20 protein-coding genes are annotated in these 19,680 nt (G+C 73.8%); 15 read left to right on the top strand and 5 right to left on the bottom strand.

Annotation, left to right across the window (positions count from 1 at the left end; translation table 11 throughout):
• Window positions 1-256 precede the first annotated feature (256 nt).
• The 8 genes from J7W19_RS11915 (at window position 257) to J7W19_RS11885 (ending at window position 8,386) form a co-directional block, all read left to right on the top strand.
• The gene (locus tag J7W19_RS11915) at window positions 257-811 is read left to right on the top strand and encodes a cysteine dioxygenase family protein (RefSeq protein ID WP_004950588.1); all 555 of its coding nucleotides are present in this window, start codon (window positions 257-259) and stop codon (window positions 809-811) included.
• Between the two features lie 106 nt (window positions 812-917).
• A complete protein-coding gene (locus J7W19_RS11910; protein ID WP_004950585.1) occupies window positions 918-2,000 on the top strand; it encodes a YeiH family protein in 1,083 nt (360 codons plus the stop codon).
• 430 nt (window positions 2,001-2,430) lie between these two features.
• On the top strand, window positions 2,431-3,975 hold the full coding sequence (locus J7W19_RS11905; protein WP_051072699.1) for an MFS transporter: 1,545 nt from the start codon (window positions 2,431-2,433) through the stop codon (window positions 3,973-3,975).
• 17 nt (window positions 3,976-3,992) lie between these two features.
• Complete coding sequence (locus tag J7W19_RS32885; RefSeq protein WP_004950581.1) at window positions 3,993-4,193, top strand: hypothetical protein; 201 nt, start codon at window positions 3,993-3,995, stop codon at window positions 4,191-4,193.
• Complete coding sequence (locus J7W19_RS11900) at window positions 4,190-4,585, top strand: type II toxin-antitoxin system death-on-curing family toxin (protein WP_040891532.1); 396 nt, start codon at window positions 4,190-4,192, stop codon at window positions 4,583-4,585. The genes J7W19_RS32885 and J7W19_RS11900 overlap by 4 nt, the downstream gene beginning before the upstream one ends.
• 190 nt (window positions 4,586-4,775) lie before the next feature.
• Window positions 4,776-6,572, top strand: coding sequence for a DEAD/DEAH box helicase (locus J7W19_RS11895; RefSeq protein ID WP_086025274.1), 1,797 nt, complete (start codon window positions 4,776-4,778; stop codon window positions 6,570-6,572).
• Window positions 6,573-6,883: 311 nt separating this feature from the next.
• On the top strand, window positions 6,884-7,525 hold the full coding sequence (locus J7W19_RS11890) for an IclR family transcriptional regulator (RefSeq protein ID WP_004950572.1): 642 nt from the start codon (window positions 6,884-6,886) through the stop codon (window positions 7,523-7,525).
• A gap of 57 nt (window positions 7,526-7,582) precedes the next feature.
• Window positions 7,583-8,386, top strand: coding sequence for a hypothetical protein (locus J7W19_RS11885; protein WP_004950570.1), 804 nt, complete (start codon window positions 7,583-7,585; stop codon window positions 8,384-8,386).
• Window positions 8,387-8,617: 231 nt separating this feature from the next.
• Here J7W19_RS11885 and J7W19_RS11880 read toward each other — a convergent pair whose 3' ends face one another.
• Window positions 8,618-9,085: an Lrp/AsnC family transcriptional regulator gene (locus J7W19_RS11880; protein ID WP_004951045.1), complete on the bottom strand. Its 468-nt coding sequence runs from the start codon at window positions 9,083-9,085 to the stop codon at window positions 8,618-8,620.
• A gap of 121 nt (window positions 9,086-9,206) precedes the next feature.
• Here J7W19_RS11880 and hppD point away from each other — a divergent pair, with 121 nt between their 5' ends.
• Both hppD and J7W19_RS11870 read left to right on the top strand, forming a co-directional pair.
• Window positions 9,207-10,352: a 4-hydroxyphenylpyruvate dioxygenase gene (gene hppD, locus J7W19_RS11875; RefSeq protein ID WP_004951047.1), complete on the top strand. Its 1,146-nt coding sequence runs from the start codon at window positions 9,207-9,209 to the stop codon at window positions 10,350-10,352.
• Window positions 10,353-10,479: 127 nt separating this feature from the next.
• A complete protein-coding gene (locus J7W19_RS11870; RefSeq protein ID WP_004951049.1) occupies window positions 10,480-11,847 on the top strand; it encodes an FAD-binding oxidoreductase in 1,368 nt (455 codons plus the stop codon).
• Between the two features lie 39 nt (window positions 11,848-11,886).
• Here the strand turns inward: J7W19_RS11870 and J7W19_RS11865 are convergent, their stop codons facing one another.
• Window positions 11,887-12,303, bottom strand: a complete 417-nt coding sequence (locus J7W19_RS11865) for an SsgA family sporulation/cell division regulator (protein ID WP_004951052.1) — start codon at window positions 12,301-12,303, stop codon at window positions 11,887-11,889.
• 398 nt (window positions 12,304-12,701) lie between these two features.
• Here J7W19_RS11865 and J7W19_RS11860 point away from each other — a divergent pair, with 398 nt between their 5' ends.
• The gene (locus J7W19_RS11860) at window positions 12,702-14,423 is read left to right on the top strand and encodes an RDD family protein (protein WP_004951054.1); all 1,722 of its coding nucleotides are present in this window, start codon (window positions 12,702-12,704) and stop codon (window positions 14,421-14,423) included.
• A gap of 72 nt (window positions 14,424-14,495) precedes the next feature.
• Entirely contained in the window at window positions 14,496-15,200 is a 705-nt protein-coding gene (locus J7W19_RS33475; protein WP_004951056.1) for an RDD family protein, read from the top strand.
• On the opposite strand, the gene J7W19_RS11850 is transcribed toward J7W19_RS33475, so the two are convergent.
• Entirely contained in the window at window positions 15,186-15,503 is a 318-nt protein-coding gene (locus J7W19_RS11850) for a hypothetical protein (protein ID WP_004951058.1), read from the bottom strand. The genes J7W19_RS33475 and J7W19_RS11850 overlap by 15 nt on opposite strands.
• A 422-nt stretch (window positions 15,504-15,925) precedes the next feature.
• Here J7W19_RS11850 and J7W19_RS11845 point away from each other — a divergent pair, with 422 nt between their 5' ends.
• Window positions 15,926-16,255, top strand: coding sequence for a hypothetical protein (locus tag J7W19_RS11845; RefSeq protein WP_040891683.1), 330 nt, complete (start codon window positions 15,926-15,928; stop codon window positions 16,253-16,255).
• Window positions 16,256-16,287: 32 nt separating this feature from the next.
• Here the strand turns inward: J7W19_RS11845 and J7W19_RS11840 are convergent, their stop codons facing one another.
• Window positions 16,288-16,875, bottom strand: coding sequence for an isochorismatase family protein (locus J7W19_RS11840; protein WP_004951062.1), 588 nt, complete (start codon window positions 16,873-16,875; stop codon window positions 16,288-16,290).
• Window positions 16,876-17,145: 270 nt separating this feature from the next.
• Window positions 17,146-18,474, bottom strand: a complete 1,329-nt coding sequence (locus J7W19_RS11835; protein ID WP_004951064.1) for a nicotinate phosphoribosyltransferase — start codon at window positions 18,472-18,474, stop codon at window positions 17,146-17,148.
• Between the two features lie 169 nt (window positions 18,475-18,643).
• On the opposite strand from J7W19_RS11835, the gene clpS reads away from it, so the two are divergent.
• The gene (clpS, locus tag J7W19_RS11830; protein WP_004951066.1) at window positions 18,644-18,946 is read left to right on the top strand and encodes an ATP-dependent Clp protease adapter ClpS; all 303 of its coding nucleotides are present in this window, start codon (window positions 18,644-18,646) and stop codon (window positions 18,944-18,946) included.
• On the top strand, window positions 18,946-19,554 hold the full coding sequence (locus J7W19_RS11825) for a DUF2017 domain-containing protein (protein WP_004951067.1): 609 nt from the start codon (window positions 18,946-18,948) through the stop codon (window positions 19,552-19,554). The genes clpS and J7W19_RS11825 overlap by 1 nt, the downstream gene beginning before the upstream one ends.
• The last annotated feature ends 126 nt before the right edge of the window (window positions 19,555-19,680 follow it).

The following is a 19,680-nucleotide window of genomic DNA, read 5'->3' as shown; positions in this document are numbered from 1 at the left end:
CCGGCGCCCGGCACCCCGGCGCCCGGCACCCCGGCGCCCGGCACCCCGGCGCCCGGCACCCCGGCGCCCGCGGGCCCGGCACCCCGGCGCCCGCGCCCCGCGCCCGCCCCCCCAGCCCCCGCGCCCCAGAGCCTCGCGCGCCCTCCGGCCCCCGCTCCCGCCCCCCGGCGCGTTCCCGCGATCCATAAGCGGGAGTTGGCCCCCGGCCAACAAACTGTCGTTGGACGTGATGGATCACGCCCTCGACCCTGCCCGTATGACCACTCCTACCGCAGCCCCGACGACCGCCCGCCTCCGCGGGCTCATCGACGACGTCCGGGAGGCAGTGGGCCGCGGCCTGCCGCCGGACACGACGGCCTACCTCGTCGGCGAGCGGCTCGCCGGCCACCTCGGCGCCGACGACCTGCTCACCCCCGAGCAGTGCGAGGGGGACCCCGAGCGCTACCGCCAGCACATCCTGCACGCGGAACCGGACGGCAGCTTCTCGCTCGTCGCCCTGGTCTGGCTGCCCGGACAGCAGACCTCCGTCCACGACCACGTCTCGTGGTGTGTGACCGGCGTCCACCAGGGCGCCGAGAGCGAGCGCCGGTACCGGCTCGTCCCGGACGGCACCAGCTGCCGGCTGGTCGCCACCGAGGACGTCGTCAACGCGCAGGGCGACGTCTGCGGCTTCGCGCCGCCCGGGGACATCCACCGGGTGCGCAACGCCTGTTCGTCCACCGCGATCTCGATCCACGTCTACGGCGCGGACATCGCGCGGCTGGGCTCCAGCGTGCGGCGCGTCTACCACCTGCCCGCCGACGAGCTGTGATGCGACGGGAGCGGCAAGAAGCAGCCCGGATATACCAGATGATCCGGTCATATAGGGTTTACCGGCCGTACGAGCCGGAACAGGAACACCAGGGGGAACAGCCGTCATGGCGGTGATCAACGCGCGGCCGGGCGGTGCCCGCACCGGAACGGCCGCCGCGCCCCCCGGCAAGCTCCCCGGGCTGGCCATGGCCGTCCTCGGCGTCGCCCTGGCCTGGACGGCGCACCGGCTCGTCCCCGCCGTGCCGATGCTCACCGCGGCCGTGGTGCTCGGCATCGCCGCCGCCCACCTGCCGGGCGTCAAGGCCCGGGTGCGGGGCGTCGGACGGCCGGGGCTGACGCTCGCCGGAAAGCGGCTGATGCGCGTCGGCGTCGTGCTCCTCGGACTGAAGCTGAGCATCGGCGACGTCCTCGGGGTCGGCTGGGCGACGGTGGCGATGGTGCTCGTCGTCGTCACGGCCACCTTCTTCGGCACGCTCTGGCTCGGCCGCCGGCTCGGGCTGCGCGGCGACCAGCCGCTGCTGATCGCGACCGGCTACTCGATCTGCGGCGCCTCCGCGATCGGCGCGGTCAGCGAGGTCTCCGGCAGCGACGAGGAGGACGTCGCCACGTCCGTCGCCCTCGTCACGCTGTGCGGGACGCTCGCGATCGCCGTGCTGCCGCTGCTGCACCACCCGCTCGGGCTCGACGACACGCAGTTCGGGCGCTGGGTCGGCGCGGGCGTGCACGATGTCGGGCAGGTGGTGGCGACCGCGCAGACGGCCGGTCCGACGGCGCTCGGCGAGGCCGTCCTGGTGAAGCTGATGCGCGTGGCGCTGCTGGCACCGCTGGTGGCGGCCGTCGCCGTGTCCGTGAGCCGGCGGCGCGCCCAGGCCCGGGCGGCGGCGGCCGGCGACCCGACGGCGACGGTTCCCTCCGAGCACGGCAAGCGGCCCCCGCTCGTCCCCCTCTTCGTCCTCGGCTTCCTCGCCATGGTCGCCGTGCGCAGCACCGGGCTCGTGCCCGGCGGGGTGCTCGACGGTGCCCAGCACGCCCAGGAACTGCTGCTCGCCGCCGCCCTGTCCGGGCTCGGCAGCGCCGTCCACCTGCCGTCGCTGGTACGGACCGGGGGGCGGGTCGCGGCGCTGGGACTGTGCTCGTGGGTGGTCATCGCGGGGGTGTCCTACGCGGGTGTGCTGCTGACGGCGTGAGCGGCCGGAGGGCGGCCGGGTCTCGGCGTGAGCGGCCCCCGGGCGACCAGCTCTCGGCGTCGGCGGCCCGGGAGCGGCCGGCTCTCGGCGTGAGCGGCACCCGGGCGACCAGCTCTCGGCGTGAGCAGCACCGGGAGCGACCGGCCCTCGGCGTCGGCGGCCCCGAGCGACCGGCGCTCGGCGTCGGCGGCCCCGAGTGACCAGCCCTCGGCGTGAACCGCCCCCGGCGTTGAGCGGTCCCCCGAGCGACCGGCCCTCGGCGTCAGCGGCCCCGGGAGCAAACGGCCCCCCGGCGTCGAGCGTCCCCCGGGGCCGACCAGCCCCCGGGCCCGCGGGGCCCATGTGACTCCGGAGGTAGGGCGAAGGGATGAGGCCGAAACGGTTCCCGAGCCAGAGGCGGTGCGAACGGCCCCTCCCTACGCTGCCTGGCATGAGCACAGCCGATTCCATACCCCCGCCCCCGCCGCCGCCGTCGCCGTCCTCCTCCGCCGCCCTCGCGTACCCGCCGGACGAGGAGGGCGGCGTGCTCGGCCGCCGCTACCGCGGGCTCACCTTCGGCATCATCTCCGTGGTCTCCCTCATCGCCTTCGAGGCCAGCGCGGTCAGCACGGCCATGCCGATCGCCGCCCGCGCGCTCGACGGCATCGGCCTCTACGCCTTCGCGTTCTCCGCCTACTTCACGGCGAGCCTGTTCTCCATGGCGCTCTCGGGGGAGTGGAGCGACCGCTCCGGCCCGCTCGGGCCGCTGTTCACCGGCATCGCCGCGTTCGGCGCCGGGCTGGTCCTCGCGGGCTGCTCGCAGGACATGTGGATGTTCGTGGGGTCCCGCTTCGTCCAGGGGCTGGGCGGCGGCATGGTGCTCGTCTCGCTGTACGTGGTCGTGGGCCGCGCCTACCCAGAGCGGCTGCGGGCGAAGATCCTCGCCGCGTTCTCGGCGGCCTGGGTGGTGCCGGTCCTGGTCGGGCCGGTGGTCGCGGGATCGGTCGCCGAGCGGCTGAGCTGGCGCTGGGTCTTCCTGGCGATCCCCGTCCTCGTCCTCCTGCCGCTGCTGATCATGCTGCCGGCCCTGCGGAAGCTGCCGCGGACCGACCGAGGCGGCAGCGTGGACCGGCGGCGCGTGCTGCTCGCGCTGGCCGTCGCCGGCGGCGCCGGGCTGCTCCAGTACGCCGGGCAGGACCGCACCTGGCTCGCCCTGGTCCCGGCCGCCGCCGGGCTCGCGCTGCTCGCGCCGTCCATCGTCCGGCTGGTGCCGAAGGGCACCTTCCGGGCCGCGCGCGGGCTGCCGTCCGTGGTGCTGCTGCGCGGCGTCGCGGCCGGCGCCTTCCTCGGCGCGGAGAGCTTCATCCCGCTGATGCTGGTCACCGAACGCGACCTGTCGGCCACGGCCGCCGGACTCTCCCTGACCGGCGGCGGCCTCGCCTGGGCCCTCGGCTCGTTCACCCAGAGCCGCTCCGGCCTCGAGCGGCACCGGAACCGGTTGATGGGCCTGGGCATGGTCCTCGTCAGCGCGTCCGTCGCGCTGGTGCCGCTGGTGCTGATCGACGGGGTGCCGGTCTGGCTGGTGGCCGTCGCGTGGATCGTCGGTGGCTACGGCATCGGCCTGACGATCTCCAGCAGCGGCATCCTCGTCCTCTCCCTGTCCCGCCCCGGCGAGGAGGGGATCAACTCGGCGGCCCTCCAGCTCTCCGACGCCCTCGGCAACATCGTCCTGGTCGGCGCGGGCGGGGTCCTCTTCGGCGCCTTCGGCGGCGGGACCGTGGCCGCGGACGGCGACGCGGCCGACACCGCGGCCCCGCCGGCCGCCTTCGTCTCCGTCTACGTGACGCTGGCGGCGGTGGCCCTGGCCGGCGCCTGGATCACCACCCGGCTGCGGCCGGCGGCGGAGACGACGGCCGTCCGGGAGGACGGCGCGCCGGCGAGCGGCGGACCGGCCGGCGGCGCCGAGCCGAAAACCGGTACCGCGCCCGCCCGTTGACGCCCTAATGTTCGAACATGTCCCTGAACCTCCGCCTCGACGACGACCGTTCGGCGGCGCTGCGCGAGCGCGCCCGCCGCGAAGGCATCACTCCGCGGGCCGCCGCCCTGCGCGCGGTGGACGAGTACCTGTCCGCGACCGACCGCCGGGCGCGGGTCCGGCGGACGGCGGTGGAGCAGGCGGAGACCTGGCGCGAGCTGCTGGACCGGCTCAAGTGAGGGCCGCCGGGACCGATTACCTGACCCCCGAGGACGCCTTGGTGGTGGCCGGATGCGCCTGTGCCGGCGACACCGAGGTCGTCGTCCGCGACGCCGGAGGGCTGGCGTCCGCCCTGCACCGCCCGGCGGCGGAGATGTACGGGCACGAGGTGCACCCGGAGCCGGTCGACAAGGCGGCGGCGCTGCTCCAGGGCCTGGCGATCAACCACCCGCTGGTCGACGGCAACAAGCGCACCGCGTGGCTGGCCTGCGTCACGTTCCTGGCCCTGCACGGCGTGGAGCTCCGGCGGGACGTCGACGCCGCCGAGCGGCTCGTCCTCGACGTCACGACCGGCCGGGTGCGGGACGTGGCGGAAGTCTCACGGCGGCTCGGGGAACTGGTGGCGGGCTGACGGGCGGGGGCCCGCCGCCCGCGCCCGCCAGGGCTTGTCCGAAATTATCCGGAACCGGCCGGAACCGGTCGAGGCCGGTCGGGACCTTTTGGGTGCCCGCGCACGCGGACGGTCCCGGCCCGGCCCCCGGTAGGCTGACGCGGTTGTCGTTTACCGATTTCTCAAGGCCCCGATCCAGCCGACGGAGACCGTGACTACCACCACAGCCAACCACCATCTCTCGCCCGCCTTCCCCGGCCGGGCCCCCTGGGGTACCGCGAACAAGCTGCGCGCCTGGCAGGAGGGCGCGATGGGGAAGTACATCCAGGAGCAGCCGCGCGACTTCCTCGCCGTCGCCACCCCCGGCGCCGGCAAGACCACCTTCGCGCTCACCCTCGCGTCCTGGCTGCTGCACCACCACGTCGTCCAGCAGGTGACCGTCGTCGCCCCGACCGAGCACCTGAAGAAGCAGTGGGCGGAGGCCGCCGCCCGCATAGGCATCAAGCTCGACCCGGAGTACAGCGCGGGCCCGCTGGGCCGCGAGTACCACGGCGTCGCCGTGACGTACGCGGGTGTCGGCGTACGCCCGATGCTGCACCGCAACCGCTGCGAACAGCGCAAGACGCTCGTGATCCTCGACGAGATCCACCACGCCGGCGACTCCAAGTCCTGGGGCGAGGCGTGCCTGGAGGCGTTCGAGCCGGCCACTCGCCGGCTCGCCCTCACCGGTACGCCGTTCCGCTCCGACACCAACCCGATCCCGTTCGTCACCTACGAGGAGGGCAACGACGGGATCCGGCGGTCCGCCGCCGACTACACCTACGGCTACGGCAACGCCCTCAACGACGGCGTCGTCCGCCCGGTGATCTTCCTCTCCTACAGCGGCAACATGCGCTGGCGCACCAAGGCCGGCGACGAGCTGGAGGCCCGGCTCGGCGAGCCGATGACCAAGGACGCGATCAGCCAGGCGTGGCGCACCGCGCTCGACCCGCGCGGCGACTGGATGCCCAACGTGCTGCGCGCCGCGGACCGGCGGCTCACCGAGGTCCGCAAGAGCATCCCGGATGCGGGCGCCCTCGTCATCGCCTCCGACCAGGACTCGGCCCGCGCCTACGCCAAGCTCCTCCGGGAGATCACCGGCGAGGGCCCGACGGTCGTCCTCTCCGACGACTCGGGGGCGTCGCAGCGCATCGACGACTTCTCGGCGGGCGACTCCCGCTGGATGGTCGCCGTCCGCATGGTGTCCGAGGGCGTGGACGTGCCCCGGCTGGCGGTCGGCGTCTACGCGACGACGATCTCGACGCCGCTGTTCTTCGCGCAGGCGGTCGGCCGCTTCGTGCGGTCGCGGCGGCGCGGCGAGACGGCGTCGGTCTTCCTGCCGACCATCCCCATGCTGCTCGGTTTCGCCAACGAGATGGAGGTGGAGCGCGACCACGTCCTCGACAAGCCCAAGAAGGAGGGCGAGGAGGACCCCTACGCCGAGTCCGAGAAGGAATTGGCGGAGGCGGAGAAGCAGCGGGACGAAAAAGACGCTGACACGGGCGAGCAGGACATGCTGCCGTTCGAGGCGCTGGAGTCGGACGCGGTCTTCGACCGGGTGCTGTACAACAGCGCGGAGTTCGGCATGCAGGCCCATCCCGGCAGCGAGGAGGAGCAGGACTACCTCGGCATCCCCGGGCTGCTGGAGCCGGAGCAGGTGCAACTGCTGCTGCAGAAGCGGCAGGCGCGGCAGATCGCGCACAGCCGGCGGAAGCCCGACGCGGAGGCCGACCTGCTGGAGGTGCCGGCCGAACGCCGGCCCGTGGTCACGCACAAGGAGCTGCTGGAGCTCCGCAAGCAGCTCAACTCCCTGGTCGGCGCCTACGCGCACCAGAGCGGCAAGCCGCACGGCGTGATCCACACCGAACTGCGCCGCACCTGCGGCGGACCGCCGAGCGCGGAGGCCACGGCCGGGCAGTTGAACGAGCGCATCAAGAAGGTGCGCGAGTGGGCCACGCGCATGAAGTGACGTGACGGTACGAGACGAGCCCGACGGTCCGGGCGCCCGCGACGGAACGATTCGTTGATCGTCCGTTCCCCGAATAGCCCGCGGGGCGCCCGGATTGTGGGCAGACTCTTCCGGAGAGCGGACCGGCTCGCTACCGTGCCGGTCACGTACACGCCCCGTGGCAGCGCCGCCGCGGAGCGCGGCCGGTGGTATGCGTCAAGGAACGTATGCGTCAAGCGACCCGGCGGCCTCTCCTCGCGCGCTGCCGGACGGGACCGGAAGCGCAACCCCACCGCGACGGGAGCCCGCCTTTCATCGGAGGAGGGGGCGTCGTGACCGCGGAGACTTCGCAGACGCTCGACAGAGGACTGCGTGTCCTGAAACTGCTCGCCGAGACCGATCACGGGTTGACCGTCACCGAGCTGGCCACCCGGCTCGGGGTCAACCGCACGGTCGTCTACCGGCTGCTCGCCACACTGGAGCAGCACGAACTCGTCCGCCGGGACATCGGCGGCCGGGCCCGCGTCGGGCTCGGCGTCCTACGGCTCGGACGCCAGGTGCACCCGCTCGTCCGGGAGGCCGCGCTGCCCGCGCTGCGGGCGCTCGCCGAGGACGTCGGGGCGACGGCCCACCTCACGCTCGTCGACGGCGCGGAGGCGCTGGCCGTCGCCGTCGTCGAGCCGACCTGGACCGACTACCACGTCGCCTACCGCGCCGGGTTCCGCCACCCCCTGGACCGCGGCGCGGCCGGCCGGGCGATACTCGCCGCCCGCGCGGGCGAGGTCGACAACCCCGGGTACGCGCTCACCCACGGCGAACTGGAGACGGGCGCCAGCGGCGCCGCCGCGCCCCTGCTCGGGGTGAGCGGCATCGAGGGCAGCGTCGGGGTCGTCATGCTCACCGACGCCGTACCGCACCGGGTCGGGCCCCGGGTGATGGAGGCCGCGAAGGAGGTGGCCGACGCGCTCCGGTGAGGGCGCTCCGGTGAGGCCGCGGCTCTCCGTGGTGCGGCGGTGAACTAGATTCGCGGTATGCCACTTTCGTCTCCGTCCGCGTGGTCCCGCCGCACCCGGGCCCTCGCCGTCTGCGCCGTGCCCGTCCTGGCGCTGCTCGTGACCGCCGCGTTCGCTCCGCTGCCGTTCACGATCGCGAGACCCGGCTGGACGGTGGACGTCCTCGGCGACCACCAGGGCAAGCCGGTGATCACGGTCAGCGGCGCCGAGGCCCGGCGCACCAGCGGCCAGCTCCGCATGGTCTCGATCATCGCCACCGGGCCGGACGCGGAGATCACGCTGCCCGAGGTCGCCTCGGACTGGTTCCGTACGGACCGGACGGTGATGCCGCACGACTCCGTGTTCCCGCCCGGCAAGTCGGACAAGGAGACGGAGGAGCGGAACGTCGAGGAGATGAGGAAGTCGCAGGACTCGGCTGTGCGGGCCGCCCTGCGGCACCTTCACCGGTCGCCTTCGGACGTGAAGGTCAGCCTGAGCCTGGGGGACATCGGGGGGCCCAGCGCGGGGCTGATGTTCACGCTCGGGATCATCGACAAGCTGGACGGGGACGGACGGGGCGGTGACCTCACCGGCGGGCGGACGATCGCGGGGACCGGGACGATCGACCCCGACGGGACGGTCGGGCCGGTGGGTGGCGTCGGGCTGAAGGTGCAGGCCGCCGGGCGGGACGGGGCGGGGGTCTTCCTTGTGCCGAAGGCGCAGTGTGCGGAGGCTTCGGCGGGGGCGCCTGGCGGCTTGCGCCTCGTTCCGGTCGCTGACGTGAAGGGTGCCGTCGAGGCGTTGCGGGGGCTGGCGTCGGGGGGACGGGTGCCGAGCTGCTGACGCGGTGGGGGTGCCCCGGTCCCGCCCTTTCGCCGTTTCCTGGGGCTGCGCCCCAGACCCCCTTTTCGCGGCTTCGCCGCTCGTCCTCAAACGCCGGACGGGCTTGATTTCGCGCCCGGGCGCACACTTCAGCCCGTCCGGCGTTTGAGGACAACCGCGCGGAGCGCGGTTTCAGGGGGTGCGGGGGCTTGCCCCCGCAAGAAACGGTGAAAGGGCGGGACCGGGGCACCCTCACCCCCCGGCAGCCTGCCGCACCAGCGGAATGATCCGCAGCGGCACCGCATCCTCCATCACGATCGCCGTCGACGCCCGCACGATCCCCTCGATCCCCACCACCTTGTCGATCACCCGCTGCAGATCCGCGTTCGACCGCGCGACGAGCCGGCACAGCATGTCCCCGTGCCCGGTGATGGTGTGCAACTCCAGCACCTCGGGCACCCCGGCGAGATGGGACCGGACGTCCGGCCCCTCCCCCTGCTTGATCTCCAGCGTCGCGAACGCCGTCACCGGATAGCCGAGCGCCGCCGGGTCCACGTCCGGGCCGAAGCCGCGGATGACGCCCTGGGAGAGCAGCCGGTCCAGCCGGGCCTGGACCGTGCCGCGGGCCACGCCCAGCCGGCGGGACATCTCCAGGACCCCGATGCGCGGTTCCTGCGCCAGCAGCTCGATCAGCCTGCCGTCCAAACGATCGATCGCCACAGCCGACCCCTCGTGGTCACCATGTACAGAACGTCCGGCGGTTCCGGACGTCCACTGTGCACATTGCCCAGCGAAAGCAGAAACTATTGCGCACCTTGTGGATCGGCGAGACGCTGCGCGTATGACGCAGACCACAGAACACGCCTTTGACACCGCTCGGCAGGCCGACCCCTTCCCGGTCAAGGGGATGGACGCGGTGGTCTTCGCCGTCGGGAACGCCAAGCAGGCCGCGCACTACTACGCCTCGGCCTTCGGCATGAAGCTGGTCGCCTACTCCGGACCGGAGAACGGCAGCCGGGAGACGGCGAGTTACGTCCTGGAGTCGGGCGGCGCCCGGTTCGTGTTCACCACGGTCATCAAGGCGGCCACCGAGCGCGGCCGCTTCCTGGCGGAGCACGTGGCCGAGCACGGCGACGGCGTCGTGGACCTGGCCATCGAGGTGCCGGACGCCCGCGCCGCCTACGCCTACGCGGTCGAGCACGGCGCCCGGGGCCTGGAGGAGCCGTACGAGCTGAAGGACGAGCACGGGACCGTCGTCCTCGCCGCCATCGCCACCTACGGCCAGACCCGCCACACCCTGGTGGACCGCTCCGGCTACAGCGGCCCGTACCTGCCCGGTTTCGTCGCCGCCACCCCGATCGTGGCGCCGCCCGCCAAGCGGAACTTCCAGGCCATCGACCACTGCGTCGGCAACGTCGAACTCGGCCGGATGGACGAGTGGGTGGAGTTCTACCACCGGGTCATGGGCTTCACGAACATGAAGGAGTTCGTCGGCGACGACATCGCCACCGAGTACTCCGCGCTGATGTCCAAGGTCGTCGCGGACGGCACCCGGAAGGTGAAGTTCCCGCTCAACGAGCCCGCGATCGCCAAGAAGAAGTCGCAGATCGACGAGTACCTGGAGTTCTACGGCGGCCCCGGCCTCCAGCACATCGCGCTGGCCACCAACGACATCGTCACCACCGTGCGGCAGATGAAGGCGGCCGGTGTCGAGTTCCTGGACACCCCGGACAGCTACTACGACACCCTCGGCGAGTGGGCCGGCGAGACCCGGGTGCCCGTGGAGACGCTGCGCGAGCTGAAGATCCTGGTGGACCGCGACGAGGACGGCTACCTGCTGCAGATCTTCACCAAGCCGGTCCAGGACCGCCCGACCGTCTTCTTCGAGATGATCGAGCGCCATGGCTCCATGGGCTTCGGCAAGGGCAACTTCAAGGCCCTCTTCGAGGCGATCGAGCGCGAGCAGGAGAAGCGCGGCAACCTCTGAGCCCGGCCCGGAGCCCCTCGAGACCCACCCCCCACCCGGCGCGGTCCCGCCCTTCCCGGCGGGGCCGCGCCGCGCCCGTCCGGTCCGCGATCTACCACCGGCCGTTCCCGGGTGGGAAGGTGAACGCATGGGCGATCTGATCAGTCTGCTGCGCGAGGGACTCCCCGAGAGCGCGGTCCTCACCGACCCCGACGTCACCGCCTCCTACGCCAACGACATGGCGAGCTTCTGCCCGGCCGGCGCCCCCGCCGTCGTCGTCCTGCCGCGGACGGTGGAGCAGGTCCGGCACGTGATGCGGACCGCGACCGCGCTGCGCGTGCCCGTCGTGCCGCAGGGCGCCCGCACCGGGCTGTCGGGCGCGGCGAACGCCGTCGACGGCTGCGTGGTGCTGTCGCTGGCCAAGATGGACCGGATCCTGGAGATCGACCCGGTCGAGCGCATCGCCGTCGTCGAACCGGGCGTCGTCAACGCCGTGCTCTCCCGCGCCGTCCTGGAGCACGGGCTGTACTACCCGCCGGACCCGTCCAGCTGGGAGCAGTGCACCATCGGCGGCAACATCGGCACCGCCTCCGGCGGCCTGTGCTGCGTCAAGTACGGCGTCACCGCCGAGTACGTGCTCGGCCTGGACGTCGTCCTCGCCGACGGCCGGCTGCTCACCACCGGCCGCCGCACCGCCAAGGGCGTCGCCGGCTACGACCTGACCCGGCTGTTCGTCGGCTCCGAGGGGAGCCTCGGCATCGTCGTCCGGGCCGTCCTCGCGCTGCGCCCGGCCCCGCCCGCGCAGCTCGCGCTCGCGGCCGAGTTCCCGTCCACCGCCACGGCCTGCGAGGCCGTCCGCCGGATCATGGCGCGCGGGCACGCGCCGTCGCTGCTGGAGCTGATGGACCGCACCACCGTACGGGCCGTCAACTCCCTGACCGGCATGGGCCTCCCGGAGTCCACCGAGGCCCTGCTCCTCGCCGCCTTCGACACCCCCGACCCCCGCCCCGACCTCGCGGCCGTCGCCGAGGTGTGCACCGCGGCGGGGGCCACCGAGGTCGTCCCCGCCGACGACCCGGCCGAGTCCGAACTCCTGCTCCACGCCCGGCGCGTCGCGCTGCCCGCCCTGGAGGCGCTCAGCCCGGCCACCATGATCGACGACGTCTGCGTGCCGCGCGGGCGCCTCGCCGCGTTCGTCGACGCCACGGCCGCCATCGCCGAGCGGCACGGCCTCACCATCGGCGTCTGCGCCCACGCCGGCGACGGCAACACCCATCCCGTCGTCTGCTTCGACCCCGCCGACGAGGACGAGACGCGCGGCGCCCGGGAGTCGTTCGACGAGATCATGGCGCTCGGGCTGGAGCTCGGCGGCACGATCACCGGGGAGCACGGGGTGGGACTGCTGAAGAAGGAGTGGCTGGCGCGGGAGGCCGGGCCGGTGGCGATGGAGATGCAGCGGGGGATCAAGGCGGTGTTCGATCCGCTGGGGATCCTCAATCCGGGCAAGGTGTTCTGAGGGGGACGGGGGCCGGGCCCGGCCCCCGTCCCCACCCCGTCAGGCCCCCTGCGCCAGCAACTCCCGCAGCCCCTCGTCCAGTCCGAGCCGCTCCCGCTCCGCACCCAGCGGCACCAGCCGCAGGGTGCCGGCCAGCCAGCCCGCGACCTCCTCCGCCGGCGCCTGGAGCAGCGCGTCGCCGTCCGGCGAGGTCAGCCCCACGCACACCACCGACCGCCCGCCGCTCCGCGCCGGCCACACACGGACGTCGCCCGTGCCGCAGGCCCGCCGCAGCCCCTCCGTCAACAGCTCGCGCCCGAACGTCCAGTTGACCGGCTCGTCCGACGTCACATGGAAGGAGATCCGCACGGCGTACGGATCCTCCGCCCGGTAGTGCAGCCGCGCCGGCACCGGAACGCGGTGCTCCGGCGACAGCACCAGGTCGATCTCCAGGTCTCGCTCCACCACGGAATACATGAAGTGCGCCCTCTCGCTCCGTTCCACTGCCCGGTGCGCGGTCTCTCGCGAACCGGGTCCGCACAGAACAGAGCGGACCGGCCCCGGGTCATGACGCGACTTCGCACCGCCTCCTCGCCTGCTCGCGCGTCTCACCCTCCACACCACCCGCGTGCGGCATCGCGTGGTGTTCCCGGTCGCACGTGTGAGTGGTTCCGTCGGCAACGCATCCCACGGAGGAATGCCGTCTGGTAGACCTGTTGGCCGCGCCCCGGGTTGTCTTTTGCGCATAGATGTCACAGGGAAACGCGTCCGCAGTCGCGAGCACGGGCACCGGAGCGGTACACAGGACACCACGCCAGTGCGGCAGACTGCCTGACATCCCAGCACGGCCGAACAGATACGGGACACCGGAGACCATGAGCGCACCCATCCCGGGATCCGCCGGCAGCAGCCCCGGCGCCGGCTTCTACCCGGACCCGTCCATCCCCGGCTACATCCGCTACTGGAGCGGCACCGCCTGGGTCCCGGGGACGAGCCGGCCCGCGCCCGCCGACGGCGAGCCGCTGCCGGGGCCGCCGCCCGGTCTGCCCGTGCCTCCGCCGGCCGTTCCGCAGGGTCCCACGCCGCCCGCGCGGCAGGGCCCGGGACCGTCCACGCCGCGCCGGACCGGCGTCGCCTCGTCGAACGAGACGGGGCCGGTGTTCCTGGACGAGGAGCCGGCGGCGGGAGCCGTCGACGGCGTCCGCGCCGAGCGTGACCCCTGGGAGGCCGGGAACGGCCGGGCCGACGGCCGCGTCGGCGGGACCGGCTATGGGGACGGGTACGAGCGGGGGTACGGCGGTGGGGCGACCCCGGCGGCCTCGCCGTCCGGGATGCCCGGTGGCTGGAGCGGGGACGGGCCCGTGGCGGAGCGATCCGTTCCGGGCGGCCGTGACCCGCGGCTGCCGGACGCCGCCGCGCCGCGGGGCGGCCAGGGGACCGTCGACCTCGGCGGACGGACCGCCCCGGCGGGGCCCGGCGGCGGGGAGGCGTGGCACCGGGCGCCGGACCCGACGCCCCGGCCGGTGACGGCGCGGCCGCTTCCGCAGCAGGCCCAGGCCCAGGCGCAGGAGCCGATGCAGGGCCGGCCCTCGTCTCCGGCCGGGCCGCAGGTGCGGGGGCAGGCACCGGGCGTTCCGGGCCCGTCGCCCTACGGCGGCTGGACGCCCCAGGAGCAGCCTCAGCGACCCCAGCAGCCGCACCAGCCTCCGAGCCAGCGGCAGCAGCCTCAGCACCAGCCGCAGCCACAAGCACAGCCCGCCCCCCAGCACCCGCAGCCCGTGCACCCCGCTCATCAGGCGCCCCCGCAGCAACAGCAACAGCCGCAATCACAGCCGCAGCCGCAGGCCCAGTCCCTGCCCGTGCAGCAGTCGGCCGCCGCCGCCCCGCACCCGGCGTCCGCGCGGCAGGCGGCTCCCGCCGGGCCCCAGCCCACGCCCGCCTCGCAGCAGCCCACGCCCGCCCCGCAGTCGGCCTCCGCCGCGCAGCCTCTCCCCGCCCAGCAGGCCGTGCCCGCCCAGCAAGCCGCCGCGCCCGCTCCGCAGGCCGCGGCCCCCGCGCCGTGGAAGCCGCCGGCGGAGAACCCGTTCCTGCTCGCCGCGCGGCAGGAGGGCCGCCCCGCGGGGCTCGGGCGGCGCCTCGCCGCGCGGCTGATCGACACGGTGGTGCTCGGCGGCGCCGTCGCCGCCGTCGCGGTGCCGCTCTGGGCCAAGGCCGTCAGCCACATCGACGAGAAGGTGGACCGGGCCAAGCGCTCCGGCGAGACCGTCACCGTCTGGCTGCTCGACGGCACCACCGGCACGTACCTCGCCATCGTCCTCGGCGCGCTGCTGCTCGGCGGCGTGCTCTACGAGGTGCTGCCGACCGCCACCTGGGGCCGCACGCCGGGCAAGAAGCTGTGCGGGGTGCGGGTGCTGGACATCGAGTCGCACGACACCCCGTCGTTCGCCGCCGCCCTGCGCCGCTGGCTGGTGTACAGCCTGCTGGGGGTGGTGGCCGTCGGGGTGCTCAACGCGGTGTGGTGCCTCTTCGACCGCCCCTGGCGGCAGTGCTGGCACGACAAGGCGGCGCGCACCTTCGTCGCGTCCGGCCGCGGCTGACCGTCGGGCCGGGCAACTCGAACGGCATACACCCCGGATGCGGCGGCCCGCCCTCCGGGGTGTACTCGGGCCATGAGCACGGATCAGCCGCAGGACGACGACCCGTTCGGCAAGAAGCCGCCGGAGGACCTCCCGCCGTACGGGGGAGCGCCCGGCGGCGGCCCGCCCGCCGGAGGCCCCCACGGGGGCGGCGGATACGGCCCCGGCCCCGGCGTCGGCCCTGGTCCCGGCCCTGGTCACGGCGGCCCCTACGGCGCCGGGGGGCCGCCCCCGCACGGCGGCCCGGGGAACCCTTACGGGGACGGGTTCGGCGCGGCGGACCCGCTGGCGGGCATGCCGCCGCTCGCGAGCCGCTTCAAGCGGCTGCTCGCCCGGATCATCGACTTCCTGATCGTGTTCGTCCCGGTCAGCCTGATCTACTCGGCGTTCGTCTGGGACCACTGGGACCCGTCCCAGGACAACACCAAGAACACCGGCCTCAGCGTCCTCGTCGCGATCGTCTACTTCCTCTACGAGGGCCTGATGCTGACGGCCCGTGGGCAGACGGTCGGCAAGATGGCGATGGGCATCCGCGTCGCGATGCTGGAGAACGGCGCCGTGCCCCGGAACGCCCCGGGCTGGATCCGCGCGGCCGTCTACTGCCTGCCGTGGGTGGTGCCCTGCTGCGGACCGCTGTTCTGGCTGATCAACGTGCTCTGGTGCGCCTGGGACAAGCCGTACCAGCAGTGCATCCACGACAAGGCGGCCAAGACCGTGGTGGTCTCAGCCGTGCAGTGAGTGCTCGCCCACTCGCTCGCTCATCCGGGCGCCCGCTCGTGCGCCCGCTCGTGCGCCCGCTCGTGCGCCCGCCGGCCGCGCCTCGGCGGGCCGGCGCACCGGGGGCGCCACCGCCTCCGCCCGTGGACTCCGGCGCGCGCCGGGCACCAGCGCGGCCACGAGCAGGCCGAGTGCCAGCGCGCCGAGGGAGACGACGGCGATCCCGACGCCCGAACTCGTCCGCGACAGCAGCAGCATGAGGAGGGTCGAGAGAACAACGGTGGCCGAGCCGTAAACGATCTGTGCTGACGTCGGACGCGGCATGACGGAATCCGTCCTCGGGGGGATGGTGGGGTGCAGAGCCGACAGGTACGTACCGCAAAAAGACTCTACGGTCCTGTCTGCCCTAGGGGAACGGCCGGTAAGCACGCCCTTGCCCACCGTCCCGAGGCGTGAGAGGCGCGGGGCGCGGCCGGCCCGCCCGGGTGGTGGGCGGAACGCGCCCGCGTACCCGCCCGCGGCAGGCGCCCCCACTACTGACAGCCGCCTCCCGGACGACCGGGGAAGGCGTCGGGCGACGGTCGGTCCGGAGCCGCGAGATCATTTGCGATGCCGACGAACCCCCAGGTCAGAGGCGTTTTTCCGGAATTCCCTGGCGGGTCGCGGTGGATCGGGGTTGGATGCGGTGGTGACGGTCCCTTATTGACACGGGGGCCGACCCGGAGGCTCCACGGAGGGTGATGCGGATGGCCGGCGGCGGATTCGTCAAGCTCCCGGACGGCAGTGTGGTCGTCGCCCTGTCCCTGCCCAGCCCACCCGGCGGCGAGGCGCGGCCGGGGTCGCGGGTACGGGTCCTGGTGCATGCCGCGAACCGCCAGCGGGCGCTGACGCGGGTACGGAATCTCGGCCTCCGGGCGGTCTTCCTCCGCGGGAACAGCGAACCGCCGAGCCCGGACGAGGTGAGCGCCGCGCTGCACCACCCGGACGGGCTGGTGTGGCGTTCGGCGCCGGAGGACGAGACGGAGTGGTGGCATCCGATAGCGCGGCTGCTCCGCCGCCCGGCGGGAGCCGCCTGAGGCCGGGGGCGACCCGGAGTGGGCTCGGTCCGTCAGCCCACCACGGGCTTGCCCATCAGCTCCACGCCCGCCCCGCGCAGCTCCTCCAGGGCGGCGTCGACGGTCTCCCGGGCCACGCCCGCCGTCAGGTCCAGCAGGACGGTCGTGGCGAACCCCTGCCGGCGGGCGTCCAGCGCGGTCGCCCGGACGCAGTGGTCGGTGGCGATGCCGACCACGTCGACCTCCGTCACGTCCCGGGCGTGCAGCCAGTCGGCGAGGCCGGTCCCGTTCTCGTCCGCGCCCTGGAAGGCGCTGTAACCGGCCGCGTAGGCGCCCTTGTCGAACACCGCGCCGATCGCGCCGGAGGCGATGGCCGGCGCCAGGTTGGGGTGGAACCCGCTGCCCTCGGTGCCGGCCACGCAGTGGACGGGCCACGAGTCGACGTAGTCCGGGTGCTCCGAGAAGTGGTCCCCGGGGTCGATGTGCATGTCGCGCGAGGCGACGATGTGGGCGTAACCGGCGGTGGCCTCGCCCACCAGGTCGGTTATCGCCGCCGCCACGTCGGCGCCGCCGGCCACCGCGAGGGCGCCGCCCTCGCAGAAGTCGTTCTGTACGTCGACGATGATCAGTGCACGGTTCATGGCGCTTGATCCTTTACGGAAGGGCCCTCGGCCGACGATACGGACGACTCTGACGATGCGGACGATCGGGCGACGCGGACGGCCGCGCGGACGACGACGCGGAAGCGCCCGCCTCACGGCGTCCCGCGGCCGTGACCGCGGCGGCCGCGACGCTGTTCGACTCTCTGTGACCGAGGGTAGTGAGTCCCCTGGGACGGGGGGAGGGGCACAGGGGGCGGTCGGAGGTACGCCGACGGTGCGTCGGCGAACGGCCCGGCCCCCGGGGACCGGTCAGACGTACTCCGTGGGCAGCACCGGCTCGCCCTTCGACAGCTGCGTGGCGGACAGCGGCAGGGCGCCGCGGGCGGCCGTGTGCCGGTCCCGGGCCGCGTCCAGCGGCTCGCGGGCGACGACCTCGCCGCCCCGGACGAGCTCGACGAGCAGCTGCCGTCCGGCCAGCTCCTCCGGTACCGGTCCGGTGCCGACGACCTCGGCCTCGGCCACGCCGTCCGCGTCGGTGCGCCGGGCGGCCCACTTGCGTCCGCCGACGGACATCTTGCCGCCCATCGACTTCTTGGCGACCGGCCGCAGCGGGGCGTCCGGCTCGGCCGAGTCCGCGCGGGCGACCAGCTTGTAGACCATCGAGCAGGTGGGGTGCCCGCTGCCGGTCACCAGCTGGGTGCCGACGCCGTAGGCGTCCACGGGGGCGGCGGCCAGCGAGGCGATGGCGTACTCGTCCAGGTCGCTGGTCACGACGATCTTCGTCTTGTGCGCGCCCAGGTCGTCGAGCTGCTGGCGCACCCGGTGGGCGAGCAGCAGCAGGTCGCCGGAGTCGATGCGGACGGCCCCGAGCTCCGGCCCGGCGATCTCGACGGCCATCCGGACCGCCTCCGTCACGTCGTAGGTGTCGACGAGCAGCGTGGTGCCGCCGCCCAGCGAGTCCACCTGGGCGCGGAACGCGTCGCGCTCGCTGTCGTGCAGCAGGGTGAACGCGTGCGCGCTGGTGCCGACGGTCGGGATGTTGTAGCGGAAGCCGGCGGCGAGGTCGGAGGTGGTGGCGAAGCCGCCCACGTAGGCCGCGCGGGCCGCGGCGACGGCGGCCAGCTCGTGGGTGCGCCGGGCGCCCATCTCGATCAGCGGCCGGTCGCCGGCCGCCACGGCCATCCGGGAGGCCGCCGCGGCCACCGCGGAGTCGTGGTTGAGGATCGAGAGGATCACCGTCTCCAGCAGCACGCACTCGGCGAAACTGCCCTCCACCCGCATGATCGGCGAGCCGGGGAAGTAGACCTCGCCCTCGGGGTAGCCCCAGATGTCGCCGCGGAAGCGGTAGCCGGACAGCCACTCCAGGGTGGGGGCGTCCACGATGCCGCGGTCGGCGAGGAACTCCAGGACGCCGGGGTCGAAGCGGAAGTTCTCGACGGCGTCCAGGACCCGGCCGGTGCCCGCGACCACGCCGTACCGGCGGCCCTCGGGCAGCCGCCGGGTGAAGACCTCGAACACCGAGCGCCGGCCGGCCGTCCCGGCGCGCAGCGCGGCCTGCAGCATCGTGAGTTCGTACCGGTCGGTGAAGAGCGCCGTCGACGGCACAGCCACCGGCAGCCCCAGGTCCGCAGCGTTCACTTGGCCCTACCTCGCATTCCCGTTCTGGCGTCGACCGGATGCTACCGCGAATACTCGTCAGAGTGACGATTTCGGGGGGCCGTTTGTGCGCCGCGGGCCCCGAAGTGGCAGCATGGGAAGTGCGTATGGACCGCCGTGTCCCGACGGAGAAGCGAGGCGTGGAGCGGGCGTGAGTGTGGCACCTGTCGAGATCGAACGTCCGGAGACGGGCGAATCCCCCTTCGCCGTGGCCGAACCGGACGTTCCCTGGGTCACCCTCGTCCACAACGACCCCGTGAACCTCATGAGCTATGTCACCTACGTCTTCCAGGCGTACTTCGGCTACTCCAAGGACAAGGCCCGCAAATTGATGCTCGACGTCCACCACAAGGGCCGCGCCACGGTCTCCAGCGGATCGCGCGAGGAGATGGAGCGCGACGTGCAGGCGATGCACGGCTACGGCCTGTGGGCGACCCTGTCGCAGGACCGCTGATGGCCGGGCACTTCGAGCCGCTGCCCGGCGGCGGGGCGGCCATCGCCCTGGACGAGATCGAGGTCTCCATCCTCCGCAACCTCACCGTGCAGCTCCTGGAGCTGATCGGCCCGGACGACGGGCCCGCGGGGGCGGAGGACGAGGATCCGCTGGCGCGCCTCTTCGCCGAGGGCCCCAGCGAGCCGCCCGCCGATCCGGCGCTGGCCCGCCTCTTCCCGGACGCCTACGGCACCCCCGGCGCCGAGCAGGACGAGCAGGCCCGCGCGTACGCCGCCGAGTTCCGCCGCTACACCGAGAACGACCTGCGCGCCCGCAAGCGCGACGACGGCCTCGCGGTCGTCCGCTCGCTGGACGGGCTGTCCGCGGCGGACGGCCCCGGGGGCGGCGCGGCCGTGCTCCGGCTCTCCCCGGAGGGTTCCCGGCAGTGGCTGGGCACCCTCAACGACCTCCGGCTGACGATCGCCGCCCGGCTGGAGATCACCGACGAGGACGAGAGCGACGCCCTCTTCCGGCTGCCGGACGACGATCCCCGCAAGCCGATGGTGATGGCCTACCTGTGGCTGGGCGGGCTCCAGGAGACGTTGATCGAGACGCTGGGCCCGCGCTAGCCGCGGCGCGGGGCGCCCGCCCTTCCCCCGCTCCTGCTCCGATCTTCACGGACGATCTCCGTCCGCTTTTCGGGTAAGAGTGTCCGCATAACGATCCCATTACCGCAGTGGGGTACAGGCCCCTGA

Source organism: Streptomyces mobaraensis NBRC 13819 = DSM 40847 (assembly GCF_017916255.1).
Taxonomy (GTDB): domain Bacteria; phylum Actinomycetota; class Actinomycetes; order Streptomycetales; family Streptomycetaceae; genus Streptomyces; species Streptomyces mobaraensis.
Note: the sequence above shows the minus strand (reverse complement) of the source record. Positions and strands in the feature narration are given on the sequence as shown.

Excerpts from the sequence above, each read along its gene's own strand:
- J7W19_RS33475 (WP_004951056.1), top strand. The coding sequence starts at position 14,496 with ATGAGCACGGATCAGCCGCAGGACGACGACCCGTTCGGCAAGAAGCCG.
- J7W19_RS32885 (WP_004950581.1), top strand. The coding sequence starts at position 3,993 with ATGTCCCTGAACCTCCGCCTCGACGACGACCGTTCGGCGGCGCTGCGC.
- J7W19_RS11870 (WP_004951049.1), top strand. The coding sequence starts at position 10,480 with ATGGGCGATCTGATCAGTCTGCTGCGCGAGGGACTCCCCGAGAGCGCG.
- J7W19_RS11910 (WP_004950585.1), top strand. The coding sequence starts at position 918 with ATGGCGGTGATCAACGCGCGGCCGGGCGGTGCCCGCACCGGAACGGCC.
- J7W19_RS11825 (WP_004951067.1), top strand. The coding sequence starts at position 18,946 with ATGGCCGGGCACTTCGAGCCGCTGCCCGGCGGCGGGGCGGCCATCGCC.
- J7W19_RS11840 (WP_004951062.1), bottom strand. The coding sequence starts at position 16,875 with ATGAACCGTGCACTGATCATCGTCGACGTACAGAACGACTTCTGCGAG.
- J7W19_RS11865 (WP_004951052.1), bottom strand. The coding sequence starts at position 12,303 with ATGTATTCCGTGGTGGAGCGAGACCTGGAGATCGACCTGGTGCTGTCG.
- J7W19_RS11850 (WP_004951058.1), bottom strand. The coding sequence starts at position 15,503 with ATGCCGCGTCCGACGTCAGCACAGATCGTTTACGGCTCGGCCACCGTT.
- J7W19_RS11915 (WP_004950588.1), top strand. The coding sequence starts at position 257 with ATGACCACTCCTACCGCAGCCCCGACGACCGCCCGCCTCCGCGGGCTC.
- hppD (WP_004951047.1), top strand. The coding sequence starts at position 9,207 with ATGACGCAGACCACAGAACACGCCTTTGACACCGCTCGGCAGGCCGAC.
- J7W19_RS11905 (WP_051072699.1), top strand. The coding sequence starts at position 2,431 with ATGAGCACAGCCGATTCCATACCCCCGCCCCCGCCGCCGCCGTCGCCG.
- J7W19_RS11845 (WP_040891683.1), top strand. The coding sequence starts at position 15,926 with ATGGCCGGCGGCGGATTCGTCAAGCTCCCGGACGGCAGTGTGGTCGTC.
- J7W19_RS11860 (WP_004951054.1), top strand. The coding sequence starts at position 12,702 with ATGAGCGCACCCATCCCGGGATCCGCCGGCAGCAGCCCCGGCGCCGGC.
- J7W19_RS11885 (WP_004950570.1), top strand. The coding sequence starts at position 7,583 with ATGCCACTTTCGTCTCCGTCCGCGTGGTCCCGCCGCACCCGGGCCCTC.